Source organism: Ureaplasma ceti (assembly GCF_040369755.1).
Classification (GTDB): domain Bacteria; phylum Bacillota_I; class Bacilli_A; order Mycoplasmatales; family Mycoplasmoidaceae; genus Ureaplasma; species Ureaplasma ceti.
In genome coordinates, this window is the sequence record NZ_BAABQM010000001.1 from 113,775 (window position 1) to 130,769 (window position 16,995).

Annotated in this window: 10 protein-coding genes and 1 other RNA gene; 6 read left to right on the forward strand and 5 right to left on the reverse strand. The window is 31.1% G+C overall.

Going from position 1 to position 16,995, the window contains the following annotated elements:
* Window positions 1-5: 5 nt before the first annotated feature.
* The 5 genes from ABWU82_RS00385 to ABWU82_RS00405 are packed head-to-tail and all read left to right on the forward strand — an operon-like array spanning window position 6 to window position 8,842.
* On the forward strand, window positions 6-1,940 hold the full coding sequence (locus ABWU82_RS00385) for a hypothetical protein (protein ID WP_353289532.1): 1,935 nt from the start codon (window positions 6-8) through the stop codon (window positions 1,938-1,940).
* Complete coding sequence (locus tag ABWU82_RS00390; protein WP_353289533.1) at window positions 1,940-3,802, forward strand: hypothetical protein; 1,863 nt, start codon at window positions 1,940-1,942, stop codon at window positions 3,800-3,802. The genes ABWU82_RS00385 and ABWU82_RS00390 overlap by 1 nt, the downstream gene beginning before the upstream one ends.
* 1 nt (window position 3,803) lies before the next feature.
* Complete coding sequence (locus tag ABWU82_RS00395; protein ID WP_353289534.1) at window positions 3,804-5,825, forward strand: hypothetical protein; 2,022 nt, start codon at window positions 3,804-3,806, stop codon at window positions 5,823-5,825.
* A gap of 2 nt (window positions 5,826-5,827) precedes the next feature.
* Entirely contained in the window at window positions 5,828-7,549 is a 1,722-nt protein-coding gene (locus ABWU82_RS00400; RefSeq protein ID WP_353289535.1) for a lipoprotein 17-related variable surface protein, read from the forward strand.
* 39 nt (window positions 7,550-7,588) lie between these two features.
* The gene (locus ABWU82_RS00405) at window positions 7,589-8,842 is read left to right on the forward strand and encodes a hypothetical protein (RefSeq protein ID WP_353289536.1); all 1,254 of its coding nucleotides are present in this window, start codon (window positions 7,589-7,591) and stop codon (window positions 8,840-8,842) included.
* 61 nt (window positions 8,843-8,903) lie between these two features.
* Here the strand turns inward: ABWU82_RS00405 and ABWU82_RS00410 are convergent, their stop codons facing one another.
* From ABWU82_RS00410 to ABWU82_RS00425, 4 genes are all read right to left on the reverse strand, one after another.
* On the reverse strand, window positions 8,904-9,092 hold the full coding sequence (locus ABWU82_RS00410; RefSeq protein ID WP_353289537.1) for a hypothetical protein: 189 nt from the start codon (window positions 9,090-9,092) through the stop codon (window positions 8,904-8,906).
* Window positions 9,080-10,006: a hypothetical protein gene (locus ABWU82_RS00415; RefSeq protein WP_353289538.1), complete on the reverse strand. Its 927-nt coding sequence runs from the start codon at window positions 10,004-10,006 to the stop codon at window positions 9,080-9,082. The genes ABWU82_RS00410 and ABWU82_RS00415 overlap by 13 nt, the downstream gene beginning before the upstream one ends.
* 173 nt (window positions 10,007-10,179) lie before the next feature.
* Window positions 10,180-10,803, reverse strand: coding sequence for a nitroreductase family protein (locus tag ABWU82_RS00420; protein ID WP_353289539.1), 624 nt, complete (start codon window positions 10,801-10,803; stop codon window positions 10,180-10,182).
* A gap of 70 nt (window positions 10,804-10,873) precedes the next feature.
* Complete coding sequence (locus ABWU82_RS00425; RefSeq protein WP_353289540.1) at window positions 10,874-12,877, reverse strand: hypothetical protein; 2,004 nt, start codon at window positions 12,875-12,877, stop codon at window positions 10,874-10,876.
* Window positions 12,878-13,156: 279 nt separating this feature from the next.
* On the opposite strand from ABWU82_RS00425, the gene rnpB reads away from it, so the two are divergent.
* Window positions 13,157-13,495, forward strand: an RNA gene (gene rnpB / locus ABWU82_RS00430) — RNase P RNA component class B.
* A 437-nt stretch (window positions 13,496-13,932) separates the two neighbouring features.
* Here the strand turns inward: rnpB and ABWU82_RS00435 are convergent.
* Window positions 13,933-16,638, reverse strand: coding sequence for a hypothetical protein (locus ABWU82_RS00435; protein WP_353289541.1), 2,706 nt, complete (start codon window positions 16,636-16,638; stop codon window positions 13,933-13,935).
* Window positions 16,639-16,995 lie beyond the last annotated feature (357 nt).

Below are 16,995 nucleotides of genomic sequence, written 5' to 3' on the forward strand. Positions count from 1 at the left end.
TCATCATGGATAACAAAATCCTGCTAACTGCATTAAAACCAAAGGTTTTATTGCCTTTCCTATTTAACAAAATTAACGCAAATTATGGAAACCCTAGTGTCGCAGGAAATGATATTCAAGCCGCAATTAAAAACTCCATTAATTACAGCTTAATGAGAATTGCCAATGTGTTGAATAACGAAGAGTTATTCGAACTCATTAATATCGAAAATAGTAATAACTATTTAACTGATTTAAGTCACGAAAGTAGCTGAAACGTAGATATTTCTAACAAATTTGAACACGTTTCTCAACTAAGAGCTACATTCAATTTAAACAACCAATTTTGTAATTTAACACCTAGCTTTGACTTCTACACAACCTTCTTTCCTAAAAAAAGAATGTTAGAAGGCTCAGTGGGTATTAACTTCGAATTCCAAAATTTAACCTTTTTAGATGCAGTAAATAAAGTGTATTTAATTGATTTAATGAAACACTTTATTGAAAAACAATTATTACCATTATCATTCTTCAACTTACTAGAAATCTTTGAACAAAGACCTAGTTGCAGTGTGTCCGAACAAGTCAAAGTTGACTACACTGATAAATTCAATTCCACTAACTTCTACAAAATTACTTTAAACGACTTAGTTAACCAATGAGGCCGTTTGGTGGAAGATAAGTTAGTAAATTGTGATCCTAATACATTAAATTACATTAAAAATGATTTATTTTATAACATCACTAGCATCGCTTTAATGATCATGATGATTTTAAAGAGACTACAACAAACTTTAGAAACTTCAACAACATGAAAATTAGAATTAGCGCGTGATGTGAAACCAATGATTACTAAAGGTGCAACTAATTGATTAGACACGGTTCATAGCTTAAGTTCATTGTTATTGAACTTTAAAAAAGAAATCGCTTTGAACAAGAAAAAACAACAATTAGTGAGTGAAGTGAAACAAAATAAATACTTACACGTCGTAACGGAACAATACGAAAATAACGAGTTATTTATCTCTACTATTTTTACTGTTTACCAAGTGTTATATAAAGATTGAGATACCGGTATTTATAAAAACCAAGTTTTTGATAAAGCTAATATTTTTGAAAATATTCAAAACCAAGAAATTGTAATGTTGAACGACCTATTGCTTTATCCCGAAAAATATTCTTTAGGAAAAGAATCAAAAAACTTTGCTTATTATCCTGATTTAATCGAAAATTTACGTGAAATTCGTTTAAATTCCCAACCAATTTATGATTTACAAACAAATGTTGTAGAAGCTAATTTAAATTATTTCTTTAGCTTAAGAAATAATGTATTAGTAAATAACATGAACGCCGAATTAGCTACTACAGCCGCGCACAATAAACTCTTTAACGGTTTATTCAAACACTATCTTTGAGGCATTATTTTCGTTATTGCCAAACATAATAATTTAAAAGGTATTAACCAATTTGTTAATTTTATTGTTAACACTAAAGCGGTGAACAAAAGTATTAGCTACCGGGTTGCTTTAAGAGATTTAAGAAAAATTGAATATGACAGTTTCCAAGTTATTTCAGGAATCGATTCAATGAAAGCGGTCATGACCCAAGTTGATACTGAATTAAAGTACACAACTTCTTTAAACGCCTTAATCAAAAAAGTAAGAACAGAAGACGAAGTTGGTAAATTAATTGCTGAAAGAAACTCAATTGCTACTGGGTTCATCGTTGCCTTATTCGTTTCTTTAATGTGATTTACCGATACAACGTTTGCGATTTATCAAAGTATGGGTTCTGGAAACAGTCCGGCCCCATGAGTTGTTAGTGAAGGTACTTTGTATGGGTTCGTTGCCTTTGTAACGGGAATTTTATTTATTATTACCATCTTGTTGATTTATACATTGACGAAATTATTGAAGCAAAGAAAAGTTGAAAAAGAAAAAGGTATCCAAAACTTCTGATAATGTTAGAACTACAAACCAACCACAATTTAGAATTACAAACTTTAATGCAAGCTTGTAATCAAGTCTTACAAGATACATCTTTAAAGACGAGCTGTAACTTCAGCTTTTATATTAAAAAAGTTCAAATGCGTCGTTTTGCATTTGACAGAAACAACGAAGAAATTCAAGAAGTTGTTCAACAAGCTTTAACTGAATTTAATTCTAAAGCTCATAACTCTTCTAACCTTCAAAATAATAATATTCTCTTTACTCCTGATATCAAAGTTCTTGATATTAACAACAACCTTTATAACAAAGCAAACACTGCTGATAAATCTAGATACAACTTGGAATTAGATCTGTCTCAAAGCAATACTTTAAAAAAATTATTTAAAACTGTAGAAATTACAGTAAATTACAACGATGAAGTAAAACAATTGTATGGCTCATTCATTTGAACAAACTATACAGCTAATAAAAGCTACTTTGGTTACATTGATAGCCAATACATTTACTATTTCATCAACAACTTTATTGAAACTTATTTATCACCATTTAGTTACTTCCATTTATTAACAAAGTTCAATAAAGACAAACAAAATTATTACAACTATATCAAAAACATCTTTATCACAAATTTCACTACTTCAATTGGCGCACACAACTTAGAAGCAAGTTTACATGATTTAGATGTGAATGATTTGTTTAAAGAATTAGTGACTTTATATTTGTACCAATGTTCTTTAGTGCAATCTTTAAGTAACTATTTCAAAACTAAAGACTACAACAAAAACGTGAAGACGAAAACGCTTAATAACTTTAAAGAGTTACATGAATTATCTTCTTTAGTGACATACTTAATGTACTTTGACTTTACGAAAGAATTTCAAAAACGTAATCACAGTCAAAAATACGAAGAAAAATACTTCTTTAACTTAGGATTTAAAGACGTTTACTTGGCTGCACCAGTGAATAACTTACACTTTAATACGCAAGAAGTTAAAGAAATCTTAAAACCATATTTTGTAAAGAATAACCCTTTACAATTCTTCTTCTTAATGTACTTAATTAACCCTGGGTTATTTGGGTTATACGATGATTCTTGTATCTTCGCCTCACTAGATCACGTTAAACAATCATTCTTAGCGTTTGTGAAAAATTCACAAACTTCTGACAACGAATTTACGACTAAGAAATTTAACGAATTGATTTTTGAAACTAACTTTAATTACTTAGCGTTAATCAATAAACTAAACGTGTTAATCATTAATGAAAGTACACAACAAAACGTGGAAGCATTATCTTCATTTAAGTGAGTTCAAGGCTTTGTGGCTTCAATTAATTTACAAAAAAATGTTTTACAAAGACAAACCGCTTACTTGAAACAAAGATACATCAAAAAGAAATTCTTCTTCTATAGAGAAGCTGTAGATGATGTACACGTGATTTCTTTAACTAATATGCAAGAAGTGTATAGTAGTGAATGAACAAGAAAAACTGTAGCTAGATTCTACGATAACTTAGATTTAAACCACCAATTATTAGATTTAACTGATGATATTAAATTCAGTGATGAATTCTATAAGAGAGAATTCCAAAGAGACGTGATTATTTTTGGGATCTTTGTTGCGACCTTGATTGCCTTTGTTGACTTCGGGAACACAACATGAACCGTTTTATCATGTTCACAAACTGACTTGGGTATGAACTTACCTGGTGGGGCACAAAGTGCTATCAATCCAGATGCAGCCAACTCATGTATTGGCTTATTAGTTATGTTAATGGCCTTCAATGGGGTCATCTTGATCATGGCATGTTCATACTTAGTTTACGCTTGAAGAAAATTCAAGAAAATGGGTAAAAAAGAAAGGGTGACACTGTAATATGTTTGATTTAAAACCTGCAGCTGAAACTAATATGCAGCTAATTAATGGTTTTAAAAATTTTGAAAAGTTCTACGTTTTCCCGTTCTTTATTAATAACGTTAAACACGAATTTTTCAGTGTTTTTAAACCAGAACCAAAACCATCTTTCTTTAACTTTCATAAAGATAACAAAATTAACAAAAATCTAAGAGCACGTTGAAACGACATTCACAAAAACTCTGCTGAACAAGGTATTTTATACGTGTTAAACCAAATCTTTTCTAAGATTGTTGGTGACACTGGTACTAAAGAAATAGAATTATTTGACGTTTTACAAACAGAAAACGATAAACCATTCTTTGTTATTGCTGACGATAGTAATAATTTAAGAACAGATATTTTAGGCGATTTTCACGAAGATAAAAGATTTTCGTATAAGGTTCAAGTAAATAAAAAATCTTATTTAGCAGACTTTATCCAAGCTATGAAATTTAACTTTTATTTTGATGAAACTCTAAATAAAATTGATGGTGCGATTATTTGAGAAAGTGATAACAACGAATTATTAAACTCTGTTCAAAGTATTGAAAGATACTACTTTGTTAACTTTATTTATACTTTTATCAGAGACCAATTCTTCCCATTATCACTAGAGTCTTTCTTAAACTTGTTCAAAACGGCCAAAAATTCTAAAAAATACGTTAATGATCACATTATGCCCGCAAAGGTAGTGGATTTTAGCGCAATCACAATTAACCACTTACAACAAAGTTGAGAATGTCTAATTGAAAAAAACTTCTTAAATCATGCAACCGATTTAGGTGACAACGAAGTCAACTACTTCAAAAAAGATTTATTTTATGAAGTTATGATGATGATGTTAATTATGTGCGTCAGCATCGAAGAAATTAAAAACTTCTTAACTTCTGAAAACCCTGAAGAATTATTAGCAATCTTAGCCACTGAAACACACAAAAATAGTAGTATTGAAAGAGATTTATCGGGTGATTTCTTAGCGGTTGTAAAATTGGTTATGAACATTAAAGACGAAAACCAAAAGTCTGTTAAAAAGAAAAAAATTAAAGAAAAACACTTGTCAAGGCTCTCAAAAACCTATGACTACTATTACTTCTGTGATCCAGTAGTACTTTATAAAACAGATATCGACCACAGGATTAACCCAAGTGCTTTAAAAACTTATTTACAAGATAATGATTTCTTGTTCTACATGTTATTCACTATGTTATTCCCAGATAAATCAATGTTAGATAGCGTGGAAAATATGGTAAGCTTATTTGATGTAAAAATGAATTATTTAAAATTAGTAAATTTAGACAAGACATATTACATTGATCAAATTATGAAATTCTGTTGTGAAAATGACTTGTACACACATTCTTTCGTTAAAGAAAATATGATTGTGATTTTCAACTGTCCGTCCGCAGTAGAAAATAAAACTATTAAGAGTTCTGTGCCTTACTACTTATGATCAGAAGTCTTTATTCAATCACGGATTTTTGAAATGAAGTTAATTAGAGAAATCAACACCGAAATTACTAATTCCAAAATCTTGTGAAAGAACGTAATGTACAGAAAAATCTTAAGAGACATGCAAGATATTTATTATGATGACCAAAACCACTTCTACGGGGTTACAAATATCAGTAATATTGTGAACTCTCTAAGTGAAACTGCTAACTTCAATAAGATTTGAAACGAATTATACGATGACATTCAATTTGAAGATGAATTACACAAGAGGGGGACAGAACGTTCAAACTTCATGTTGTCATTCGTTATTGCCATTTCCGTTGGGTACTTGAACTACTTCGCTATGGTCTTCTCAGCAACGAGTGATAGCCAAATTGTGGGTATGGGTTGACCAGGTATCGACGGCAACTATCCGTGGGTTTTCACTGCGATTGCTGCCGGAGCGTGTGTGGAATTAGTCAACATGTTCGTATTAGCTTATGCTGAATTTAGAGCCTTATATACAAAACACCAATACAAATTAATTGATGATCACAAATTTGAAAAATAATTATGAAAATAAAATTAAATAAGAAAAAATTAGGTTTAGGTATTGGATTTGCCGCCCTTTCTGTTGCAACGTTAGGCACCATTGCCGTTTCTTGTACTGCTTGTTCTAACCGTGACGAAAAATCTGGTGATATTACCCAAGAATCTTATAAGCCTCAATTAAAAACAGCATACGACGCTTTAATTCCCCAACTTAACAGTGTTGCTTGAGCCGGTAATAAAACTGTGTTACCTTCTGAAGTTACTGCAACCACTGTTATTCAAAATTTAAACTTAAAACCCGATTTATATACCCAATACTTCAACTATACTTTTAGTAATTTAAGACCACACGATGATAGCGGTGTCTTAATTGTCAATGTGACTGTCACTTCAAAAACTAACAGTAAAGAAACTATGACTTTGCCTGATTTAGCAATTCAAGGTTTCTTAACTACCAAAGAAGTACAAAGCGTGAAAACTAATTTTAAATTTACAGTAAAGGACAATTCTGTCACAATTACTTCATTAGGTAATAAAATTAGTTCTAGCTTGATTATTCCTAAGTATTTAAATAATCATAAAGTTACTGCTATTGATTTAGCCCAACCAGTTACTACCAAAATTAAATACTTATCTTTACCAGATTCACTAACTTCAATTAGTAAGAATAGTTTTCCTAAAGTTGCAGTAGCTGATTATTATGGTCAATTAACGAACTACACTGTTTCAGAGCAAATTACTCAAGGATTCAGCCACCAAACAGTAATGTTGATCCATGATTCACCAAACAATTTATTATGCATGTATAGTTACAATGATGCTCAACAAGCTTACGAAATCACTTACTACAAATTAGTTCATGGTGAAAACAACCAACTAAGTGTGGAAATTTTCGGTGGTCACCCCATTGAAAAGGCCTCTGGTTTTTACTTTAAAATGCCAGACCACTTTGTGGACACCAGTGGCACTCAAGCTCAACCTACCCTATTTGCACCAGTAAATATTACTTATGCGTCTAGAGAACAAATCTATCATTTAGATATTGATGTAAAAACTAGATTTACTCACCACGGTTCACCTCAAAAACCGTTAGTAGTAACAAACATGAGACCATTCAAAGGCGAATATTACCCATCAGCTGTAGAAACTTTTGGTAAATACGCCGTGTTATACACAACTGATAACGGTACTTATGTATATTGTGCGGTTTCTTACCGTCACTTTGGCTATGCTAACATTGACCAAAACTTTGCGGTAACTAAAGACGGCTCTTACTTAATTAATTCTGCCAACTTCACTACAGCCAACGGATTATACTACCCTAACACCACTCGTTACTACATTGGCGCCGGTGGTACAACTAACATTCCGGTACCGTTTTATATTCTAGCTTTACCATTATCAAGTAAAGGAATTACAAAAGATAGTTCTAGCATTACTCCGTTAGACTGTATTCCTAATAACTGAATTTACGGACAAATTAATATTAGTCCAACTTATAAGAACAAATGATACGTTCGTGCGTTCTTATCAAGATGAGTTTATTGATACTTACCAGACACTTATAAAGGAAGCTTAAATGATCTGATCGGTGGCATCAAGAGTTTTGAATCAACCAACCCAAATAACCCTGTTGCTGGAACTGTAATTGTTAACAGTTCTAATAAAAATTATTTAGATTCTTTACAAACTTACTTACAATCTACTAAAGTAAAACTAATTAGTGATTTAAGTAAAAATTAATCTACTGTTCTGAGATTTTAAGTTAAAACATAATATGATATGCAACCATTAAACTATAACCAAAAAGCACAATACGACCAAACTGTGCGTTACTTAGACATTATCTTCTTATACCAAGATACTGTTGCTTTATTAAAAACTGACTTGCAGTTCCAAGCTTTAATTCTTCAACAATTAAAAATTGTCGCTTACTACGAACAACATTACGAACTAGAAACCTTGCGTCTTGCCCAATTAACGCAAATCTTTAGTGTAATTACGGAACGTCAAGATCTGAATTGATCAGAAAATTACGAATTTACTGACGAACAAATTCAAGAACAACATCACTTAAACGAAATGTACCTTAACGACCGTTTAAATACCAATGTTCAAGAAATGAACGCCAAACTACAACATCACAGTCTAGAACCACACACATCAGGACCTGTTCAATTTAAATTGTCCGAACATCCTGCGGTAGAAAAAAGTCCTCATAATCTAGAAGCGACTTTTTCTGACCGTTCTCCTCAGATGATGTCTGACGAATTTGCAGAGCGTTTAATTCAACAACAAGCGGTTATTATTTTAAATAGACGGTTAGCTAATGGTTCAGTTTACGCTTTTAAAACTAAACCACTAATTATCCCGGTATTAAAATGAAGTACTGTTGCTATCACTTTGTTCATGTTAGTGATTTCTATTGCAGCATTTATTGTGGTAATGTTATCTAACTATAAAATCTCAATTATGGCGACACAGCATTTACACTCAGGTCAAGAAGTGTCCCAACCACTATTAATTAAGTTACCATTTCCTTTCCAGGCTTTAGTAATCATGGCGATTGCCATCTTGCTATTATATGCAATGATTCGCAAACAACATAGTGACAATGTCAAATACCGTTATTTATGAGCCTGAGCACTCTTTTATATAGCAATGATTTTAATGGTGACTTTCTTAACTTCTGGTACCCAAAACAACTTAATGTTTGACTTTAAAAATTTTGAAAACATCATTAATGCTGATGTTCACAATCACATTAATAATGACCTTAGTCAACCACTAAAACCAAGCGTGTTACACGCTTTACATTTAGTGCAAACTTGAAGAAACTTACAATTTGTTATTTATGCTTGTATTATTGCAGCGTTAATCTTAACAATTTTAGGCGTTATCTTAAACCCTAAAAAAGATTACGAAAGAATGCAACAATTATTAGAAAGCTATGTACAAGATCTTCAAACCGGTAAATTAGATATTAATGATATCGGCAATGTGCACAGAGGTTTCTTCATGCAAGACTTCTTCTAAAAGATATAAACAAAAAACAACCCATCTCCTTAATAGGTAGACAGGGTTGTTTTTGTTTTACTTATTCCATTATATACTGGTATAGTTTTTTGAACATCTCAGATAGTTCTTCGTTTTCTGCTTCTTCTCACTCAGAATCAGAATCATCTGACTCTCATTCTTCTTGCTCTTGCTCTGTTTGTTCGTCTTGCTTTACAGAAGATTCAGTGGTTTCTACTGGTTTAGAATCGGGTTGTGTTAACTCTTTCATGTTTTCACGTGTTGCTTTCTATTTTTGTTAGCTTTAGCTTGCTCTAATTTTTGTTGAGCAAAAAAGATTGCACGTTCGTTTTCTGAGTAAGATAAACGAAAAATGTTTGTTACAAACAATTGGGTAATAGATGTTAAAACATCGGGTGGTAAGGTTTCATGCAACTGTTTTACATTTACCTTAGAAGTTTTTAAATATTTTTTAAAGACGTATTGTTCAAACTCTTGGTTAAGTTTTAAAATACTTTTTTGTGTTTGTCTTAAGACTGCTATGAGCCACTTAATAAAGGCGTCAATGCTCTTGCTGTGTTGTTTACGAAATTGTTTGTAATCACGTCAACAATCATTCATGCGTGCTACCAGTTGTACTTGACTGTCAGCGTATTGCTTTTTGTTACGTTCATACAGTCACGTTCATAATTTTTGGGAAATATAATGTGTGTGAAAATGACTTACTTCATTTTCATAATTAGTGTCCATCAAGCAAAAATTTCTTTGCTTGATATTCATAATAATTTGTTCTAAAATTTTGACCTGATTTAATTGATGAATGCTTCTAGTTTCTGCTAAAACTTCTTCTTGATTAGTTAAAAAAGCAGCTTGAAACTGGTTGGTTGGCATCACATAAATATGTGTGATATCAATTTTTAAATCATGATCTAGTAAACTAGCGTATTGTTTGTTTTTAAACTTTTGTTTACCCACTTTTTTATAGTGGAAAAAATGAGGTAAGGGTTCACTTACTTCGTGTTTTTTCGGATGAGTAAAATAAGGTCAAACGTTTACAAAAAAGACTAGTTTGTTATAACCACCAATAACCATCGGAAAACCATTTTGAAAAGTAGCAGTGCCATCTAACAAAATGTTTTTTTCGGGATGAAAAATTGGTTTTCATAAAATTTGAGAAATTTTCATACTCAGAGTCTCTACTTTAATCGTCGTTATTATTAAGCTGTATATCAAATTTATTTGCCTAATACCTTTATTTTACCAAGTTTATTCTAGAAAATTAGACAGTCGCCTTTTTTCTAAAAATATCTTTTCACAGAAAAAAACGAAACACTATTTATGTGCTTCGTTTACTTATATTAAATAAATTTAGTTACGTCATCAACAGCCAATCTAATGGTTTTGTGAGTTTCGTAATCAGCTTTGCCGATAGCAATAATCATAACTGGAACATGACGTTCTTTATCTAACCCAAAGGTTTCAGCTAAACCTTCGTGTTCAAACCCACCAATCGGGTTAGTGTCATAACCGTATTTTCTAGCTACTAACATAAGTTGCATAGACATTAATGAAGCATCAATTTTTACGATGTCGTTCATTTTATCTCTAGGTAAACTTTCATAAAATGGCATGTATCTTTGCATGAAAAGTTCTTTATTTTCTAAGCTCATTAAACCTTCTTCTACTGCTTTACTATAAATTAAATCAGCCTTTTTATAGCATTGTAAATCACCAAAGACTAAAATCATCGCTGCGGATGTATCGTTTTGTCTAGAATTGAATTTTACTAAAGGACGTAGTTTTTCTTTACCTTCTTCTGAATCTACGACTACTAATCTTCAAGGTTGCATGTTGATAGATGAAGGAGCTGTCATTGCTTCTTGTAAAATTTGTGTCATTTCTGCACGAGAAATTTTGACATTTTTATCAAATGATCTTACTGAATGTCTGTTTAAGACAATATCATCAAAATTATTATTCACTTAAATTAAGACTTTCTTCGAATTGTTAAATTTAATTAATTATAGTGATTCAAAAGAAAATCTGCAACTTTTAATAACGCGAATTAGATTCTTTTAATTTGTTAAAGACTTGTGTAATTGAGTGAATGTTACCAAAATTAGCTGTATTTTTGCCTGTCATTTGTACTGGCAGTAATTCGGGCAACGCTTTATCAGATTGACTTAAATTATCTGAGTAAATAGCTAACACTTGTTGGCCATAAATATCTGAGTAAGCTGGCTGGAATCTCATTCCGTATTCTTTAGCGTAAGAATTAAAAATATTAGTTTGCTTATGGTCATCGGGATTTTGCTTAAAGTATCTTTCAGGGTCACCATAATTCAATAACATTGAGTTGTCTCCAACTGAAACATGTAGTCTTTCTAAGCTGTAATCTTTGTGTTCTTGGAAGAACTGTAAACCTTGATATTTTCAATTATGTTCTGCTGAAATAGAAGAAATTGGTGAAACTCATTGGTGTGGATGTAATGTATAAAGTTTACTCAACATCGCATCGCCAAAAGTGTTTTCTAAGTTGTATTCTAAACTGATGTTATAAGTGTCAGGAACGTAAGCACCTTGCACACTGTGTGAATTAAACAATAATGCTGAAACCATATGTACATCTTGATATTTATAAACTGCTTTGATGTCCATTTGGGCAATAATATTTTTACTATAATCTGCAATTTGAGTTACAGTATGAGTAATAATTGTAAAGTTTAATAATTTAGTGTTGGTTTGAGAAAAATGAATATCGCTAATCTCTGATTGAGCAAACTGTCTTCAATAATTAGCATTATCTCCTAACACCTTTTGTTCGCTAGGGGTAATTTCATGTCAAGTTAAAAAATCAGATTGTCTTGTTAATAATTGGTTTTGGTAATTAATGTTAGCCGTTAAATCAGTTTGAAAATCAGCTAATGTATAAGTTTGTAATTTATCATCCACCATTTTTTTAGCAGCATCATAAGTTCAACTTTGATTTTTGGAACTTGGATTTTGCATTACATCGTTGTTCTCAGAATTTAAATTATAAAATTCTGGATTATTTTTAAGTAAAGCGGGTGCTTTTACTACAATAGCATCTAAACTTTGATTAATGCTTGATAATTCTTGATTAATTTCATTTAATAACTGAGTAGCGGCTGCAAACTTTTCTTGAGTGATAGCATCTTGAGCTGTTTTATTTTTAGTTTTTAATGTAGTTAATTGTTCGTTGATTTTTTTAGTTAATGTAATTAATTTATCATCTTTCGTATCAGCTATTGTAGTTAAACGTAAACTGATATTAGCAATTTTATTAGTCAATGTTTGACTATCTTGTAAAGCTAGTTTTACTTTTTGTTCTTGTAAATGAACTAATTGTCTTTGAGCGTTAAATAATAAATTTTGACCAGCTAATAATGAAGTTTTAGATTCTACAAAATTTTTAGCATTAATTTCTGTTAATGCTTGATCAGCGTTTTTAATGGCATTTTTAGCGTTAGCGTGAATTGCAGCAGCGCTGCCTGTAATCATTGGGTTCACGTCCCCTTTAAACTGTTCTAAACTTGTTAAAATGCCTTCTGCATTTTTCTTTAAATCTTGAATTTGTTGGGTGATTTGTGGTACTTCTTTCGCTTTTTCACTTAGAACAACTTGATCTTGAGATAAAGTGTGAATGTTTTGTTTTAAAGTAGCAACTTGAGACTCTACTTTCTTTAATGAAGCTTGCGCTGTTAACAATTGTTTAGATGAAATATTTGCTGTAATTTTATTTAATTCTTCAGTTAAATTATGAGCTTGGTCCAATAAAGCTTGCGCTCTCTGAGCAATTTGACTAACTTTAATTTTAATTATTTCGTCTAATTCAAAAATTGAATTATTGACTGAATTTTTTAAGATATTGATTTGACTTAAAAGTGTCATTTCTTGATTAGCATCAGGTTGTGATGCTGTTATGTTCTGAGAATTTGAACTACTACATGAAGTTAGGGCAACTGGTAAAGCAGTAGCCACTGTCGCTAAACCTAATAGCGATAGACTGATGGTTCAAATTTTTCTTTTTTGCATGTTTAAAATAATGTCTTTCTTGCGAGATATTTTTTAAGCACAACGAGAATGGGTTAAGGTCGGTAGCACCTTAGGATCAGGTGTACCATGTTCAATAAATGGTTAAGTGAAATTTAAATGATTCAACCAATTTCTACCTTGTAACTATGTACAAATTATATAAAGAAAAATTTTCAAATTTGGCAAAAAAACGACAGGAACTACACGAAAATAAGACTAATTATTGGGTCTACGTATTTAACATTTGCATTCTTAAAAATATTTGTTAAAATTGTTAAAGTAAGTGGTCAATTGCTATTTTTTAATAGAGGAAAGTCCGCGCTAGCACAACCTGTGATGGTTGTAGTGTTTGCACTAATGCTAAGAACATTAGGTAGTTGAAAACTAACGGCTGAACTTTTCGGGCGATTGTTTCAATCGTTAACAAAGTTCTATAAAAGTGCCACAGTGACGAAGTTTATTGGTAACAATAAAAGTGAAACGTTGGTAAACCCTGTAAGCTAGAAACCCAAATTTGGTAGGGGAACTCATGAAAAGCGAACCGAAGCTATTTCAGAGATGATTTCATCATAGATAAATAATTGACGCCTGCAAAGGTACAGAACGCGGCTTATAACTTATACTTCATATCCACCTAATTACTTAGGTGGATTTTTTGTTGTTTATCTTAATAAATTACAAAAAGGTTTTGCATCAATCAATATGACTTATCACAAGAAGAAACAAAATAATTAGATTTGAAAATCTAATTTTATAAACAAACAAATAACAACAAACTGGATAATGTTATGAAAGTTTTTTGTTCGATAAACTTGATAGTTTTTATTTATGAAATTTTAAAATAATTGTTTTTTAAATCAAACTTTGTTTTTATGAAAAGTACTTTGCACGAATAAATTATGAATAGTGCATCATTACATCTTTAAATTGATAATGCATAATTTAGTTAAAAAAAATAACAACGCAACACTTTGTACAAGTGTTGTAGTTGTTATTTCGATTCAAGAAAAGTATTTTTTAAAATAAATACTTTTTATAAATATGCAGTTTAATAACTATTTATTTACAGCTCCGCTATAAATTTCTGAAATTTCTGTATTTCCGTCCGGATAACCATTACCGATGATTGAGTTATTATATCAGCCACGGTTATTTGCTAAATAATATCACCCAACAGATAAATTAATTAATGATTGCGGAGAACCACTAAAACTATAATTATTTCCATAAATAAATTGTCCGTACGTTTGTAATAAATTGTTATATCTACTTTGGTTAAATTTATACATTTGATAACAGTTAGGATAATCGCCATAACCATTATAAATAAGATTATTAGGGTTTAAAGCTACTGGAACTAAACCATTAAAGTTTATGTCAAAAATTAATCCTGTATATTGTCCAGCTTCATCACTATTTGATTTACCTAAAATGTCATCTCTAATCATTTGGTTATTAATATTAAATGACTTATTGATGTTGATGTAATTTATGTTACTGCTGTTATTAGAATTATATTTTTCGTTATCACTAACGAAATTAGTAATTTTACAAATTTTAGGGTTTACAACATATTTTTTGCCTTGTCATTCAACGGTAGCATTAAAGGTTAAGTTTAAAATTGCATCTTGAATTGTTGGAACCATATAATAATTGGTGCCGTTGATGTATTTTAAAGTATTCATACCAATAAAATTACCATTTACCCCTTGAATGTTGTTATATGTTAACAACCTATACGTTGAATGTTGAGCAAAGAAAATAATATCATCATCAGATAAATTTAAATTATTCTTATTTTTTTCCATGTACAAGTATAGTCCATAAGTCAATCAAGACATCTGAACTTCTTGTCCAGCAATATTAATGGTTTTGTATAAATTAATGTTTGCTAACAAGTAAAATAATTTAACGAATAACGATAATTCACTGGTTCCAGTACTTCATGTTGTATATCCAGGGAAAGCATTAAAACGAGAAATTAATTCAGAAACGTTATTCAATAAGTAACTTGATTGTAATAATGAACTTTGTACACCATAATTGGTTAAGAAATTAGCTAGTGGAGCTGATAACATTCCTTGATTATTAGTGTATCCGTTTAAACTTGCAAACATATAAGAGAATAAGTTAAAGCCAGTAAACATTGTTAAAGTTTGAGTATTAGTAGATGAATTTGCTGTTGCATTTTGGAACTCTGCATATCCATCATCACTAATCTTTTTCAAGGCATTAATAATATTAATTTCAGACTGAATATAATTGTTAGTTTTATCCAAGACTTTCTTATCTTTTTCTAAAACTTTGTTTTGTTCTTCAATCGTTTTATTTAATTTATCTTTTTCGTTTTGTAAATCGGATACTTTTTTGTTTAAGCCTTGAATGGTTTGTTCTTTATCACTTACATTAGATTGTAAGTTTTTAATGACATCACCTAAACTCTTCTTTTGATCAGTTAATGAATCAATTTGCTGTTGTTTTTGGTTGATTTGATTGTTTAATTCAGGCACTTTATCGGCCTGTTTTTTTAATGAATCCACTTGATTTTGTAAGTCATTTTTATCTTGTGTTAATTGACCGATAGTTTGTTGAGCACTACTTAATTCATGTTTTAAAGTGTTTGTGTTTTGGTTATACACTTGATCGATATCATCGTTTAAAGTTTTTTGCTTTTCTCTTAAGGCTTGTTTTGCACTATTTAAGTTGTTTTGTGCAGACTCTAATTGGCTATCAGTATTGTTTAAAGCGGTTTGAACTTGATGTATTTTTTGAGAAACATTTTGGATTTGTGCTTGAGCTTGAGTAATAGCTTGATTAGCTTGTTGTAATTTAGTTTTAGCTTGTTGAATTTGCTCTGGGCTTGAAGCAGGACTAGACAATGTTTTTTGAGCTTCAGCTTTAGTTTGGTAAGCTTGACCTAATGCGTTTTGAGCTTGACTCAATTGTTTATTAGCTTCACTTAACTCGCCTAATTGTTGAGCTTTGGTATTGACTAAATTTTTTACTACCTGGGTTTGTTGTACAACTTGTTCGGCAGCTGATTTGACACCTCGTTGAGCATTAGCAATTGTTATATTTTGAGAAATATTGTCTTGATTAGATAATTTATCTACCAGACCTTGAGTATTGTTAATTGCATTAGTTAAATTTTGTACTACTTGTTGAGTCACTTTTTGTTCAGAAGAATTTGCTGCCGCATTCGCTTGACTTGCTTGTGCATTCGCTTGACTCGTTACAGAAGCGTTAGTATTATTTGCAGAACCTTCGGTATTTTGTAGTCTAACTTGAGCTTGATTTAAATTGTTTTGTGCAGCTTGTAATTGTTGAACTAATGGTGCGATAGCGTCAGTAGTTGCTTTTACTTGATTTTGAGCTTGTACTACTGCTTGGTTCGCTTTATCTACTGTAGCAACAGCACTAGTAATTTGTTTATTAGCATTATCAATTGCTTGTTGAGCAGCTTGTTTTGTTTCAGGACTATTTGCGTCTAACATTTGTTGTTCAGCCTGAGCTTTTGCTTTATATGCATTAGCTAATGTTTGTTGAGCTGAACTTAATGTGTCTGCATCAGTTTTTAAAGTGTTTAAAGCTTGTTGTTTGTTATTATAAGCCTCTTGTAATTGATTAGCTACATTAGAAACCTTTTTAGCTTTTTGGATAATGTCATTTTCTTGAGCCTTAATACCAGAATCATTTTCATGTTGTGTTGATTCTGTCATACTTTGTACTAAAGAGTTAGCCGTTTGTTTAACTTGACCCATACTAGCACTTGAATTTTGTGCAGCGTTAGCTTGAGTTTGATCTTGTTGAGCTTTATTTTCATCAGCGTTAGCTTGACTTGCTTGCGCGTTAGCTTTAGCAGTATTTGCTAAACCAGAGTTTACTTCAGCTTGGGCTTTATTGTTTTGTGCTGTTTGTTGCTCTAAGTGTTTAATTTGGTCACTTGAAGCTTGTGTTTGAGCTGTAATAACTTTGTTTAACTCTTTTTGAGCGTTTTGTAATTGCGTTTGAGAATTATTTAAACTATTTTGTGCAGTTTTTAATTGTTCATTTGTTTGATCAACGGCTGCTTGTTTTTCTTTAACATTTTGAGCAGCTTGAGAAACAGCAGCTTGTTG